The organism is Pseudonocardia nematodicida (assembly GCF_040105385.1).
In the GTDB taxonomy this organism is placed as follows: Bacteria; Actinomycetota; Actinomycetes; order Mycobacteriales; family Pseudonocardiaceae; genus Pseudonocardia; species Pseudonocardia nematodicida.
The window spans coordinates 229,154-242,778 of record NZ_JBEDNQ010000012.1 but is presented as its reverse complement, the minus strand read 5'-3'; the positions used below and the strand labels follow the sequence as shown (position 1 = coordinate 242,778).

General features: G+C 72.8%; 15 protein-coding genes. 6 read left to right on the top strand and 9 right to left on the bottom strand.

What is annotated here, in order from left to right; all coding sequences use genetic code 11:
* Positions 1-28: 28 nt before the first annotated feature.
* Complete coding sequence (locus WIS52_RS26340; protein ID WP_349301072.1) at positions 29-355, bottom strand: PspA/IM30 family protein; 327 nt, start codon at positions 353-355, stop codon at positions 29-31.
* Between the two features lie 99 nt (positions 356-454).
* On the opposite strand from WIS52_RS26340, the gene WIS52_RS26335 reads away from it, so the two are divergent.
* On the top strand, positions 455-1,174 hold the full coding sequence (locus WIS52_RS26335; RefSeq protein WP_349301071.1) for an alpha/beta fold hydrolase: 720 nt from the start codon (positions 455-457) through the stop codon (positions 1,172-1,174).
* Positions 1,175-1,224: 50 nt separating this feature from the next.
* Complete coding sequence (locus tag WIS52_RS26330) at positions 1,225-1,548, top strand: hypothetical protein (protein ID WP_349301070.1); 324 nt, start codon at positions 1,225-1,227, stop codon at positions 1,546-1,548.
* A gap of 7 nt (positions 1,549-1,555) precedes the next feature.
* Here the strand turns inward: WIS52_RS26330 and WIS52_RS26325 are convergent, their stop codons facing one another.
* From WIS52_RS26325 to WIS52_RS26315, 3 genes are all read right to left on the bottom strand, one after another.
* Entirely contained in the window at positions 1,556-2,230 is a 675-nt protein-coding gene (locus WIS52_RS26325) for a GntR family transcriptional regulator (RefSeq protein WP_349301069.1), read from the bottom strand.
* A 62-nt stretch (positions 2,231-2,292) separates the two neighbouring features.
* On the bottom strand, positions 2,293-3,552 hold the full coding sequence (locus WIS52_RS26320; protein ID WP_349301068.1) for a CaiB/BaiF CoA transferase family protein: 1,260 nt from the start codon (positions 3,550-3,552) through the stop codon (positions 2,293-2,295).
* A gap of 26 nt (positions 3,553-3,578) precedes the next feature.
* Positions 3,579-4,922: a 2-hydroxycarboxylate transporter family protein gene (locus WIS52_RS26315; protein ID WP_349301067.1), complete on the bottom strand. Its 1,344-nt coding sequence runs from the start codon at positions 4,920-4,922 to the stop codon at positions 3,579-3,581.
* Between the two features lie 122 nt (positions 4,923-5,044).
* Between WIS52_RS26315 and WIS52_RS26310 the strand changes: the two genes are divergently transcribed.
* On the top strand, positions 5,045-5,884 hold the full coding sequence (locus WIS52_RS26310; RefSeq protein ID WP_349301066.1) for an HpcH/HpaI aldolase/citrate lyase family protein: 840 nt from the start codon (positions 5,045-5,047) through the stop codon (positions 5,882-5,884).
* A gap of 95 nt (positions 5,885-5,979) precedes the next feature.
* Positions 5,980-7,986, top strand: a complete 2,007-nt coding sequence (locus WIS52_RS26305) for a S9 family peptidase (protein WP_349301065.1) — start codon at positions 5,980-5,982, stop codon at positions 7,984-7,986.
* Between the two features lies 1 nt (position 7,987).
* Here the strand turns inward: WIS52_RS26305 and WIS52_RS26300 are convergent, their stop codons facing one another.
* The gene (locus WIS52_RS26300) at positions 7,988-8,506 is read right to left on the bottom strand and encodes a pyridoxamine 5'-phosphate oxidase family protein (protein ID WP_349301064.1); all 519 of its coding nucleotides are present in this window, start codon (positions 8,504-8,506) and stop codon (positions 7,988-7,990) included.
* A gap of 100 nt (positions 8,507-8,606) precedes the next feature.
* On the opposite strand from WIS52_RS26300, the gene WIS52_RS26295 reads away from it, so the two are divergent.
* Positions 8,607-9,350, top strand: coding sequence for an AAA family ATPase (locus WIS52_RS26295; protein WP_349301063.1), 744 nt, complete (start codon positions 8,607-8,609; stop codon positions 9,348-9,350).
* Positions 9,351-9,433: 83 nt separating this feature from the next.
* Here WIS52_RS26295 and WIS52_RS26290 read toward each other — a convergent pair whose 3' ends face one another.
* The 4 genes from WIS52_RS26290 to WIS52_RS26275 form a co-directional block, all read right to left on the bottom strand.
* Positions 9,434-10,300: an amino acid ABC transporter permease gene (locus WIS52_RS26290; protein WP_349301062.1), complete on the bottom strand. Its 867-nt coding sequence runs from the start codon at positions 10,298-10,300 to the stop codon at positions 9,434-9,436.
* 46 nt (positions 10,301-10,346) lie between these two features.
* Entirely contained in the window at positions 10,347-10,994 is a 648-nt protein-coding gene (locus tag WIS52_RS26285) for an amino acid ABC transporter permease (RefSeq protein ID WP_349301061.1), read from the bottom strand.
* A gap of 80 nt (positions 10,995-11,074) precedes the next feature.
* Positions 11,075-11,962, bottom strand: coding sequence for a glutamate ABC transporter substrate-binding protein (locus tag WIS52_RS26280; RefSeq protein ID WP_349301060.1), 888 nt, complete (start codon positions 11,960-11,962; stop codon positions 11,075-11,077).
* Between the two features lie 109 nt (positions 11,963-12,071).
* Positions 12,072-12,800 (bottom strand): amino acid ABC transporter ATP-binding protein, encoded by a 729-nt coding sequence (locus WIS52_RS26275; protein WP_349301123.1) that lies wholly within the window; start codon positions 12,798-12,800, stop codon positions 12,072-12,074.
* 134 nt (positions 12,801-12,934) lie between these two features.
* On the opposite strand from WIS52_RS26275, the gene WIS52_RS26270 reads away from it, so the two are divergent.
* Positions 12,935-13,618 carry a response regulator transcription factor gene (locus tag WIS52_RS26270; protein WP_349301059.1) on the top strand — a complete coding sequence of 228 codons (684 nt, stop codon included), beginning with the start codon at positions 12,935-12,937 and terminating at the stop codon, positions 13,616-13,618.
* Positions 13,619-13,625: the final 7 nt, after the last annotated feature.

The following is a 13,625-nucleotide window of genomic DNA, read 5'->3' as shown; positions in this document are numbered from 1 at the left end:
GCCGCGGCGCACGGCGACGGGGCCGGGGTCAGCGGCCCATCGATCGGCGGATCTCCGCCAGCTTGTCGGCGGCCTTGCGCTCGCGGTCGGCGAAGGCGTCCTCGGCCTGCTGCGCCGTCGTGTCGCCGCCGGCGAGCTCCTCGGAGACGGCCGCGGTGGCGCTGCGCTTCTCGATCTTGTCGCGCACGTAGTCGAAGGTCGGGACGCCGTCGTCGGTGTAGTCGGTGGCGGGCACCACCGGCTCGGGCACCCCAGGCTCGGGCACCCCAGGCTCGGACACTGCCGGCGCGCCGGTCGCCGGCTCGACCGGCGCCGGCAGGCTCGTCCGGTCGTGCTGGTCGCGCTGCTCGCTCATCAGGTGAACCTCCTCGTCCGGGAGATCCCGACGCTACAGCTCTCGACACCATCGTCCGAACCACCGATGAGTTCACGCGGCGTGGGCGGTCCATCCCGTATGGCGACGTTCGCGCTGGTCCCCGGAGCCGGGACCGACAGCTGGTACTGGGGACCGCTGGCGTGGGAGCTGACCGGCCGCGGGCACCGTGCGGTGCCGGTCGACCTGCCCTGCGACGACGACGGCGCGGGCCTCGAGGACTACGCCGACGCCGTCGTCGAGGCGGTGAAGTCCGATGCCGGCGCCGGCGACCGGCAGGACGGCGACGGGGACGGCGGCCTGGTCGTCGTCGCGCACTCGTTCGGCGGGTTCACCGCGCCGCTGGTGTGCGACCGGATGGCGGTCCGGGCCCTGGTCCTGGTGACGGCGATGGTCCCGGTGCCGGGCGAGTCCGGCGGGGACTGGTTCACCGCGACCGGACACGCCGACGCGCTGGCCGCGCAGGACGCCCGGGACGGCCGGGACCCCGACGACGTCGTCGCGCTCTTCTACCACGACGTACCCGAGTCGATCGCGAACGAGGCGCTGCGCCACGAGCGCGAGCAGTCGGCGACGGCGTTCTCCCAGCCGTGGCCGGGGCAGCGGTGGCCGGACGTCCCGACCCGGTTCCTGATGTGCCGCGACGACCGGCTGTTCGCGCCGTCGTTCGTCCGGCCGATGCTGGCGAGCCGGTTGCGCGGTGTCGTCCCGGAGGCGATCCCGGGCGGGCACCACCCGATGCTGTCGCACCCCGCCCGGATGGCCGGCGCGCTGCTGGACACCGCGGCGGTGCCGCGCTGAACGGACCGGACCGCGCTGAGCGCATCGGCGTTCGTGTCAGGCTGAGCCCCGTGGCGCGCACGCGGATCCGGGAGCTCGTGGTGGTGCACGACGCCGCCTGCGCCCCCTGCTCGCGGATCGCCCGGGACCTGCCGGGCTGCGTACGGGTCCGGGTGCGGTCGCGTTCCTGCCGGGAACCGCGGCTCGCCGAGATCTACCCGAACCTGCCCGCCACCGTCGCGGAGTGCGGCACGCCCGCGGTCGGGGTGCTGCGCACCGACGGGCAGGTCCGCTGGTGGACCGGCATGCGGGGCGTCATCGGGATCGTCCCGGTGCTGCGACCGGGCGCCCTGCCCACGGCGGTGCGGCTGCTGCGCGAGGCCGGCGCCCGGTGAACCGGGCTCACTCGGCGGGCGCGCCGATCGCCGTCAGGTGCTCGACGGTGTCCGCCCGCCCCCGCCGGATGTGGTCGAGCATGACCCGCCCCGCGGTGTCCGGGTCGTGCCCGGCGATCGCCGCCAGCACGGCCCCGTGGTCGGAGACCGAGCGGCGCCGGCGGTGCACGAACCAGATCGCCTGGTAGGGCACCCCGGTCCAGAGCCGGTCGATGAAGTCGTCGAGGTACACCGAGTGCGCCGCGGCGTAGACCGCGCGGTGCCAGCGGGCGTTGAGGTCCACGACGTCGCCGTGCGCGCCGTCCGGGTCGTGCGAGACGCGCCGGAACTCCTCGTGCAGTCCCCGGATCTCGTCGAGCTCCTCGGGCCGGGCCCGCTGGGCGGCGAGCCGGGTCGCCATCGGTTCCAGGGTCTCGCGGAGCAGGTACACCTCCTCGGCGCGGTTCAGCGAGTACCGGGTCACGACGTGGCCGTGGTGCGCCTTGTACTCGACCAGGCCGTGCGCCTGCAGCATCCGCAGGGCCTCGCGGATCGGGGTGAGGCTCATCTGCAGCTCGTCGGACAGGCTCTGCAGCGTCAGCTTCGCCCCGCCCGGCAGCGTGCCCCGCTCGATCTGCCGGCGGATCGCGGTGAACGCCTCCTCGGCCTTCGTCACGTGCGCGGCGCCGGACCTCCCGCCCACCGTGGTCCCCCTCGCCTCGTGACTCGCCGTGTGATCGGTGGCGACGCTACAGCCCGGGATGCTCAGCGCGGCGGGTCGACCGGCTCCGCGGTGATCTCCGGCGACTCCGCGGGCGCGACGAGCACGCCGTCGGCGGCCAGCGCCGCGATCGTCTCCTCGTCGAGCCCGAGCTGCTCGCGCAGCACCCGGGCGGCGTCGGCGTTCGGGGCGGGCCCGGGCCGGTGCACCCCGGCGGGCGTGCGGGACAGCCGGGCCACCGGGCCCTGCATCTTCACCGGCCCCAGAGTCGGGTGCTCGACGGTGGTGACGCTGCCCCGCTCGATCACGTGCGGGTCGGCGACGATGTCGGCGATCGAGTGGACCGGCCCGACCGTCGCGCCCGCCGCACCGAACGTGGCCAGCACGTCGTCGTGGTCGCGCTCGGAGATCCAGTCCGCGATGGCGGCGTCGATCTCCTCGCGGTGCGCCAGCTTGGCCGAGATGTCGTCGAACCAGTCGGCGTCGGCGATGTCGTCGCGCCCGACCACCCGCATGATCCGCTGCCCGGTCACCGTCGTCGCGCCGGACAGCACCACCCAGCGGTCGTCGCGGGTGCGGTAGCAGCCGCGCGGGACGGTGAACGCCGTCCGGTTGCCCTGCCGCTCGGGGACCAGGCCGAGCTGGTCGTAGGCGGTGGTCTGGGCCCCGAGGACCCAGAACAGCGGCTCGTAGATCGACAGGTCGACGACCTGCCCCTCGCCGGTCCGCTCGGCGTGCCGCAGCGCCGCCGTCGTCGCGAACGCGCCCGCCAGGGCGGTGACGCCGTCGGCGAGCGGCCACTGCGGGAGCAGCGGTCCGCCGTCCGGGGTGCCGTTGGTGTCGGCGAACCCGGAGAACGCCTCGGCGAGCGTCCCGAACCCGGGGCGGTCCCGGTACGGGCCGGTCTGCCCGAACCCGGACACCCGCACGACGACGAGCGCGGGGTTGATCTCCCACAGTTCCTCGGGGGACAGGCCCCACTTCTCCAGGGTGCCGGGGCGGAAGTTCTCGACGAACACGTGCGCGTCGGCGAGCAGCCGGCGGACCAGGTCGGCGCCGCGCGGGTCGGACAGCGACAGCGACACCGCGTCCTTGTTGCGGTTCGCGAACGCCCACCACAGCGACTCGCCGTCGCGGTTCCACTCCCACTTGCGCAGCCCGTCGCCGCGCGGGTGCTCGACCTTGAGCACGTCGGCGCCGAAGTCGGCGAGCAGGGTGGCGAGCACCGGTGCGGCGTAGATGGTGGCGGCGTCCACCACCCGGACGCCGGTGAGCGGGCCGGTGGGTGCGGAGGTGTCGGACATCGGGGCCTCTCGGTGACGGAGCAGGATCAGAGGATCGGGAGCAGGAACGACAGCACGAGGAGCACCAGTGCTCCACCGAGCCGGCTGGAGATCTGCAGGAACGGCATGAGCTCCAGCCGGTTCGCCGCGCTGACGACGGCGACGTCCCCGGTGCCACCCATGTCGGACATGCCCAGCCCCACCGAGACCGTCGTCTCGGCGAAGTGCAGCCGGGCCAGCCAGCCGATGGCACCGGCGGCCAGCGCGGCGACGAGCACCGTCATCAGGGTGAGGCCGAGGTAGACCGGATCGGTCAGCAGGGTGCCGAGCTGAGCCAGGTCGACGTGCGCCACGCCGACCCCGACCAGCAGCGCCGGGGTGAGGCAGGCGGCGACGAACCCGTACCACCCGGCGACCGCGTCGGTCACCTGCTCGGGGAGCACGTCGAAGATCTTCAGCAGCGCCGCGAGCAGGATCGTCCAGGCGTAGCCGTGCACGGCAGGGACGAAGGAGTTGATCAGCTGGCCGGCGACGAACAGCGTCCCGGCGACGACCAGGCCCACGGCCAGGATGCGGAACCCGGCCTCGGTCGGACGGGGCGGGACCTGCAGCCGGGTCATGTCGGCGGCACCGGCACGGACCAGGTTGCCGTTGCCGTTGAACCCGCGGAACAGCTGGCGCCCGCCGCGGGTGAGTCCGCCGAGGACCCCGGCCAGGACGATCGCGAACGTGTTGGCGACGACGACCGCGGGCACCAGCAGGGTCATGTAGTCGCCCGCCGTGCCGCCCATCGACGCCGCGTACATCTCCGACATCGGCACCGCGCCGGCCCCGAGCCCCCCGCCGATCACCGGTGCGGCGACGAAGAACAGCGCCTCACGGAGCCCGAACCCCAGCGCGGCGCCGAGCAGCGCGACCAGGGTGAACACGATGACGATCGTGCCGACGAGCGGGAACGCGTACCGGACGCCGGCCTTCACCAGCAGGGCCCGGGGCATCCCCAGGATGCTGCCGGCGATCAGCGAGCCGACGTAGAAGTCGAGGAACCCGCTGTCGACGGTGAACGTGGTGGTGATCTCGGCGATGCCGGCCGGGACGAGTCCGACCACCAGCAGGATCGGCGGCAGCAGGATGCAGAGCAGGGTGGGCAGGCCGAAGTCCCGCAGGACGGGGACGCGCTCGCCGCACCAGTGCAGGAGGCCGCCGATCAGGACGAGGGTGGTGAACCCGACGAGCATGCCCGGCTCGGCGGCGCCGGTGACGGTCGCCGCGAGCACGATCACCAGCAGCACGGCGAACCAGGGCAGCGGCAGCCCCAGGATCCGGTACCGGTCGTCGGGTTCCTCGATCCGTGCGGTCGTGCCGTGTCGTGCCGGTGCCTCGTGCGTCATCGTCGACTCCTCGCGTGGGCCGCGCCACCCGGCCGGAGCCGGGAGACGATCAGGCGCAAACTTGTATCACAAGTTTGATAAAATCAACCGGCTTCATGATCGACGACGACGGGGAGGCACGTGTGCGAGGTCGCGACACCGGGGGAGCCGTTCTGCACGGTCCGGCGCTGCTGTTCTGTCCGGGCGACCGGCCGGACCGCTTCGGCAAGGCGCTCGCCGCCGCCGACTCGGTGATCCTCGACCTGGAGGACGCGGTCGGCCCGGACGCGAAGGACGCCGCGCGCGACGCCGTCGTCGCCGCGCTCCCCGGCCTGGACCTCGCGCGGGTCCTGGTGCGGGTGAACGCACCCGGCACCCCGTGGCACGACGCGGACGTCCGGGCGCTCGCCCCGTTCCCCGAGGTCACGGTCCTGCTGCCGATGGTCGCCGCCCCCGAGGACGTCGCCGCACTGGCGCCCCGCCCGGTGATCGCGCTCTGCGAGACCGCTCGTGGCGTCCTGGCCGCGCCCTCGATCGCGACCGCGGAGAACTGCGCCGGCCTGATGTGGGGCAGCGAGGACCTGCTCGCCGACCTCGGCGCCCGGCCGGTCCGGCTGCCCGGCGGCGGCTACCGGCCCGCCCTGCAGGAGGCACGGACCCGGATCCTCTACGCCGCGCGCGCGGCCGGCCGGGCCCCGGTCGACACCGTGCTCGTCGACATCGACGACCTCGACACCCTCGCCGCAGACAGCGCGGACGCGGCGGCGGACGGGTACGTCGCGAAGGCGTGCATCCATCCGTCCCAGGCCGAGACGGTGCGCCACGCGTTCCGCCCGGACGACCGCGCGGTCGCCTGGGCCCGTGAGGTCGTCGACGAGGCGGCCGCCCGGCCCGGGGTGTTCCGGCTGCGCGGGCAGATGATCGACGCGCCGGTGGTGGCGTACGCCCGCGAGGTCCTGCGCCGGGCCGGCGTCACGGGCTGACCTGCCGGGCCCCGCGGTCGCGGACCACGGTGCGCGTGCGCCCGGCCGGGACGGGCCGCGCGCGCCGCCCCATCCGGTGACTAGCGTGGGGAACCGTGACGATCTCGGGGTACGGATCGTGGCCGACACCGGTCACGTCCGAGCTGGTGGTGACGGCCGCGGTGCGGCTCGGCGACGTCCGGCCGGACGGGGCACCCGGTACCGAGGGCACCGGGGTGATCTGGGCCGAGGGCCGCGCCGCCGAGGGCGGGCGGATCCAGCTGGTCCGCCGCGCGGACTCCGGCGGCACCCGTGCCGATCTGCTGCCCGAGGGCGCGAACGCCCGGACCGCGGTGCACGAGTACGGCGGCGGCGCCTGGTGGCTGCACCCGGGAAGCCCCGGCGTCGTCTGGTACGTCGAGTGGGCCGACCAGCGGCTGTACCGCCTCGAGTCGGGGGCGGATCCGGTCGCGCTCACCCCGGAACCGGAGGCGCCGCGCGGCGACCGCTACGCCGACGGCGACGTCGCCCCGGACGGGAGCTGGCTGGTCGCCGTCCGCGAGCACCACGCGAGCGAGCACACCCCCGCCGCCGACGTCGTCAACGAGATCGTCCGGCTGGACGCGCGCGCGCCGTCCACGCCGGAGGTGCTGGTCACCGGCCCGGACTTCGTCGCCGCGCCGCGGATCTCCCCGGACGGGACCACCCTGGCCTGGCTGTCCTGGAACCACCCGTCGATGCCGTGGGACGACGTCGAGCTGACCGTCCGCGACCTGGAGTCCGGTGTGGACACCCATGTCGCCGGTGGTCCGGGGGAGTCGGTCACCGAGCCGCAGTGGCACCCCGACGGCTCGCTCACCTTCGTCTCCGACCGCACCGGCTGGTGGAACCTCTACCGCTGGATGCCCGGTGCGGACATCGAGGGGCTGGTCCTGCTCGACGCCGAGATCGGCGTCCCCGGCTGGGCGCTCGGCGGTTCCCGCTACGCCCTCCTCGACGACGGCCGGGTGGTGTTCGCGCGGTCGTCGCACGGGTTCGACGCGCTGGCCGTCCGGGAGCTGAACGGGTCGATCACCAAGCTGGACACCCCGTTCACGACGATCGGCTCGGTGCGGGCCGACGGGCCGCACGCCGTCGTCTGCGTCGCCGGCAGCCCCACCGCCGAGCCCGGGGTGCACCGCGTGGTCCCCGCCCCGGCGACCGCGGGGGAGCCGGGGGCGGCCGGGGTGCAGACCCTGCGCGCCCCGCGCGACCTGGGCCTGCACCCGGAGACGATCGCGGTGCCCGAGCCCATCCAGTTCCTCTCCTCCGACGCCGCGGGCAGCCCGCGCACGGGCTACGCGCTCTACTACCCGCCGACGGGTGTCTACGACCCGCCCGCCGGCGAGCTCCCGCCGCTGCTGGTGGTCATCCACGGCGGCCCGACCGGGTCCGCGACGCCGGTGCTCAGCGTCGGCGTGCAGTACTGGACCAGCCGCGGGTTCGGCGTCGTCGACGTCGACTACGGCGGCTCCACCGGCTACGGGCGCGCCTACCGCGACCAGCTGAAGGGTGCGTGGGGGATCGTCGACGTCGCCGACTGCCTGGCCGCGGCCCGCACGCTGGCCGACACCGGCCGGGTCGACCCGGCCCGCCTCGCGATCCGCGGCGGCTCGGCCGGCGGGTTCACCACCCTCGCCGCGCTGGCCCGGGAGGACACGCCGTTCTCCGCGGGGGCCGACCACTTCGGCGTCGCCGACCTGGAGGCGCTGGCCCGCGACACGCACAAGTTCGAGTCCCGCTACCTCGACGGGCTGGTCGGCCCGTACCCGGCCGAGCGCGACGTCTACGTCGAGCGGTCCCCGATCACCCACGTCGGGACGTTCTCCACCCCGCTGATCGTGCTGCAGGGCGACGAGGACGCGATCGTCCCGCCGAACCAGTCCGAGATGATCGTCGACGCGCTGCGCTCGCGCGGGGTCCCGGTCGCCTACCTGCTGTTCGAAGGGGAGCAGCACGGCTTCCGGAAGGCGGAGAACATCCGCCGGGCGCTGGATGCCGAGCTGGCCTTCTACGGCCGGGTGTTCGGCTTCGAGCTCCCGGCCGACGAGGGCATCGCGCCGGTGGAGATCGAGAACCTCTGACTCAGGGGACGAGCTTCGCCGGGTCCGGGCTGTAGGCGACCATCCAGGTCGGCTCGATCCGGTAGTAGATGACCTCGGTCCAGACGAAGCCGTCCGCTCCGTAGTGCCCCTCCAGGTGCTCGCGGGTCTCCGGCCAGCGCGGGTCCTCGGGGCTGCCGGCCGGGTTCAGCGGCACGGCGTGGCCGTGGGTGAACAGGCCGAGGTCGTCGCCGCGCAGGTGCGCGACGCTCACCGCCGGGCGGGCGGCGAGGTGGCGTGCCTTGACCGCGCCGGGATCGGTGCCGACGACCCAGTGCCCGTGCAGGAAGTGGCCGTCCACGCCGCTGATCCGGGGTTCACCGGCCCTGGTCGTGGTGGACAGCGCGAGCGTGCACATGCCGGTGGCGACCCGCACGAGCTGCTCCGCGGTGAGCGTCCGCTCCCCGGGGGTGACGATGTTCCGGAGGTGGGCGCCCGACCGGCCCAGGGAGCGGTCGAGGAGCTGCTGGAGGTCGTCGATCTCGGTGGGTGTCTCGCGCATGGCTTGTTTATAAATGATCGTTCGTTTATGTGGCAAGCCCACGACGGGCACGCAGGGTGGACGCCGGCCGTGCCGGCGGCTGATCACCTAGCGTGGGCGGGTGCCCTCCTCCAGCGCCGCCGGTCATTTCGTCGCCCGGGTGGGCCTGGTGCCGGACGCTCCGGTCGAGGGCTACCCGTTCGAGCTCCCGGCGGTCCGGTGGCTGCGCGAGCACGGCGGCCTGACGCTCCGCCCCGGCGTGACGTTCCTGGTCGGCGAGAACGGCTCCGGCAAGTCGACGCTGGTCGAGGGCCTCGCCGTCGCGCTGGGCCTGAACCCGGAGGGCGGCTCGAAGTCCTTCAACTTCGCGACCAGGGCCAGCGAGTCCGACCTCGGGGCGCACCTGCGGGTCACCCGGCGCCCGGGGCGGGAGCGGAACAGCTTCTTCCTGCGCGCCGAGTCGTACTACAACGTGGCCTCCGAGGTGGAGCGGCTGGACAGGATCCAGCCACTGCTCGGGGCGTACGGCGGCTCCGGCCACGAACGCTCACACGGCGAGTCGTTCCTCGCCCTGCTCAACCACCGCTTCGGCCCGCGCGGGCTCTACCTGCTCGACGAGCCGGAGGCGGCGATGTCGGTGACCGGCGCGCTGGCCGTGCTGCAGCGGATGGCCGACCTGACCGCGCGCGGGAGCCAGTTCGTCGTCGCCACCCACTCGCCGATCCTGCTGGCGCTGCCCGGCGCCACCATCTACGAGATCACCGACGACGGCGGCATCCGCCGGACCGGCTACGACGACGCCGGGCCCGTCGTCCTCACCCGGGGTTTCCTGAACGACCCCACCGCGTTCCTGCGCCACCTCTAGGACCGACTCATGGAGCTTCAGTTCGGTATGACCGAACTGAAGCTCCATGAGTGGGGCGTTCCGGAGGCGCCGCGGAGGACGCGTCAGCGGACCGGGACGTCGACCTTGAGGTCGTCGGCGGGGTCGGCCGGCTTCGTCGCCTTCGGCCCACGGGTGAGCCGCTTCTCGACCAGGTTCGAGATCCCGGTCAGGATCAGACACAGTCCGATGTAGATGATCGCGATGACGATCGCGACCTGCAGGATCGGCGCCCCGAGCTGGTTCTGGCTGCCCAGGAAGCGCGCCTGGTAGAGCAGCTCCGGGTACAGGATGATGAACCCGAGCGCGGTGTCCTTCAGGACCACGACCAGCTGGGACAGGATCGTCGGCAGCATCGAGCGCACCGCCTGCGGCAGCAGAACGTTGGTCATCACGCCGGTCTTGCGCAGGCCCAGCGCGTACGCGGCCTCACGTTGCCCGCGGGGCACCGCGTTGATCCCGGCCCGGAACACCTCGGCCAGCACCGAGCCGTTGTAGAGCATCAGGCCCAGCACCACGGCCCAGAACGCCGAGATGTCGATGCCCGCGCCCTGGGAGAGGCCGTAGTACAGGATGAAGATCAGGATCAGCAGCGGGACGGCGCGGAACAGCTCCACGATCACCGTCGACGGACCGCTGATCCACTTGTGGTCCGAGAGCCGCCCGGCGGCGAACACCGCGCCGAACAGCAGCGAGAGCACCGCGGCGACCAGGAAGGCCCGCACGGTGTTCCACAACGCGTCCAGCAGCAGGTACTGGATGTTGATGTAGGTGATCCACTCCCACATCCGCGCGGAGAAGGCACCCGCCTCGGCGAACCGCCAGACGATGAAGCCCAGCAGCGCGACGAGTGCCGCGACGCCGACGATGCCGAAGGTGCGGTTGCGTGCCCGCGCGGCCGGGCCGGGGACGTCGTAGAGGACCGAGCTCATCGGGCCACCTCCGGGAACGAGGCGAGGGTCGGGGCGGGGCGGCTGCTCATCGCGACGGGCTCCAGCGGGCGTCGAGCCGGCGCTGCAGGTACGTCAGCGGCATCACCAGCAGCACGAAGATCAGGGCCACCCAGAGCAGCCCGACCAGCACGTTGTAGCCGAGCTCGGACAGCGTGGCGTAGATGCCGCCGGCGTTGACCACGGCGAACCCGGACGCGATCGTGGTGTTCTTCAGCAGCGCGATCTGGACGTTCGTCATCGGCGGGACGGTGGCCCGCATGGCCTGCGGGAGCACGACCTGGCCCAGGGTCTGGGTGAAGGTGAAGCCCAGCGCGCGGGAGGCCTCGGCCTGCCCGACCGGCACCGTGTTGATGCCCGACCGGACGACCTCGCAGACGAACGCCGCGGTGTAGACCGTCAGCCCGATGCTGGCGAGGGTGAAGAACGACAGGTCCACCAGCTCGAGGCGCGGGTAGGCGAAGGCGAAGAAGAACAGCACCAGGGTGAGCGGCGTGTTCCGCAGGATCGTGACGTACGCGGAGCCGAAGACGCGCAGCACCGGGACCGGGCTGACCCGCATGCCGGCGATCACCGTGCCCAGGATCAGCGACCCGATCGCGGCCACCACGAACAGCGAGAGCGTGCCCGTGAAGCCGTCGACGAACACACCCAGGTTGTCCAGCAGGACGTTCACCGGGATGTTCTCCTTCCTTCACTCGGCCGACGGCCCGGCCCGGCGCGTGGGAGCGCCGTGGCCGGGCCGTACGGGGTGCCTCAGTAGCGGTCGATCGCCGGCGGGGTGCCCGGCGTGCCGGACTCGCCGAGGGTGCCGTCGTAGATCGTCTGCCAGGTGCCGTCGTCGTCGGCGGCCTGCAGCAGGTCGTTGACCTTGTTGCGGAACGCGGTGTCGTCGCGCGGGACGCCGATGCCGTAGGGCTCCTCGGAGAAGGTGTCGCCGGCGAGCTTGAGCTGCTCGGAGTTCTGCGAGGCGTAGCCGAGCAGGATCGCGTCGTCGGTGGTGACGGCGTCGACCTGGTTGTTCAGCAGCTGGTCCACGCACTGCGAGTAGGTCTGGAACTCGACGATCTGGTCGGTCAGACCCTCGTCACGCACCCGCTGGATCGGGGTGGAGCCGGTCACCGAGCAGACGATCTTGCCCTGCAGGGTGTCCGGGCCGGTGATCTCCTCGTCGTCCGCGCGGACCAGCAGGCCCTGGCCGGCGACGTAGTACGGGCCGGCGAACCCGACGCGCTCCTTGCGGTTGTCGTTGATCGTGTAGGTGCCGACCATGTAGTCGATCTCGCCACGCTCGATGACGTCCTCGCGCGCCGCGGACGGCACGACGCGGTAGTCGATCTGGTCCGGCCCGAAGCCGAGACCGCCGGCGACCATCCGCGCCATGTCGACGTCGAAGCCGGTGAACTCGCCGGTGGTCGCGTCCTGGAAGCCCAGGCCCGGCTGGTCGTCGCGGACACCGATGACCACGCGGCCACGGTCCTGCATCGCCTGGAAGGTCGGCGAACCCTCGACGGTCACGTTCTCGGCGACGACCGGCTCGTAGCCGGAGGCCTCGCCGCCGCCCGGCGCGCCCTCCTGACCGCAGCCGGCCAGCACCAGGGCGGAGGCCAGCGCGGCCGCCACCAGGACTCGGGTTCTCTTCATGATCGCCTCCAGAGGCGGGTGGGGGAGAGGGGTGCCGCACGTCGCGGCGGGGAAGTCGGTCACCCCACCGGCGGCCGGGGAGCAGCCGCCGGGGGAGTGGTCGTCGGACCTAGTGCGAGAGGATCTTGCCGAGGAAGTCCTTGGCACGATCGGTGCGCGGATTCGAGAAGAAGTCGTCCGGGCTCGAGTCCTCGACGATCTCGCCGTCGCTCATGAACACCACCCGGTGGGCCGCCCGGCGGGCGAAGCCCATCTCGTGGGTCACCACGACCATCGTCATGCCCTCCTTGGCCAGCGAGGTCATCGTGTCCAGCACCTCGTTGACCATCTCCGGGTCCAGCGCGGAGGTAGGCTCGTCGAAGAGCATCACCTTCGGCTTCATCGCCAGGGCGCGGGCGATGGCCGCGCGCTGCTGCTGGCCGCCGGAGAGCTGGGCCGGGTACTTGTCCTTCTGGTTCGCGATGCCGACCCGCTCCAGCAGCCGCATCGCCTCGGTCTGGCACTCGGACTTCGCGAGGCCGCGGACCTTCAGCGGGGCCAGCATGACGTTCTCGAGGATGGTCTTGTGCGCGAACAGGTTGAACGACTGGAACACCATGCCGACGTCGGCGCGCAGCCCGGCCAGGGCCTTGCCCTCCGCGGGCAGCGGGGTGCCGTCGACCGCGATCTCGCCGGTGTCGATCGGCTCGAGGCGGTTGATCGTCCGGCAGAGTGTCGACTTGCCGGACCCGGACGGGCCGAGCACGACGACGACCTCACCGCGCGCGACCTCGAGTTCGATGTCACGCAACACGTGCAGATCCCCGAAGTGCTTCTGCACCCCGGTCATCCGGACCATCGGGGTACGGGTCGAGGACGTGCTGCTCATGGGGCCTCCGGACATGGCGAGAGCCTGGACGGAACGGACAAGCCAGTCCACCACCTTGAGGAACCTTTAGGGTCTCGTCCACGTAACGGAAGGGACGGCAGCTGGTGCACATCCTGCTGATCGAGGACGACGACCGGGTCGCGGCCGCGCTGCGCCCGGCGCTGCACCGCAACGGGATGACCACCACCCGGCTCGACCACGGCCGCGGGGTGGTCGACCACCTCGACGGCGTCGACGTCGTCCTGCTCGACCTGGGGCTGCCCGACGCCGACGGGCTCGACGTGTGCCGGCAGATCCGCGAGGTCAGCCAGGTGCCGGTCCTGATGGTGACCGCCCGCGGCGAGGTCTCCGACCGGATCGCCGGCCTGCACACCGGTGCCGACGACTACCTGGTCAAGCCCTACGACATCGGCGAGCTGGTCGCCCGGGTGCACGCGGTGCAGCGCCGCCGGAAGGTCGGTGAGGACGGCGTCCCGGTGCCGGCCGGGGTGGCGCCGGTGACCGTCGGCGACGTGCGGGTCGACCCGGAGCGGCACGAGGTCACCGTCGCCGGCGAGCAGGTCGTGCTCACCCGCAAGGAGTTCCAGGTACTCGCCCTGCTGGCCCGGGCCGACGGCGCGGTGTGCACCCGGGCCCAGATCGTCGCCGAGGTGTGGGGCCGGGGCTGGGCGGGCGCGAACCGGACCCTGGACGTGCACGTCGCGACGCTGCGCACCAAGCTCGGCCGCTCCGAGCTGATCCGCACCGTCCGCGGGGTCGGCTACCGCTTCGCCGCGACCGAGGACTAGGACTCCG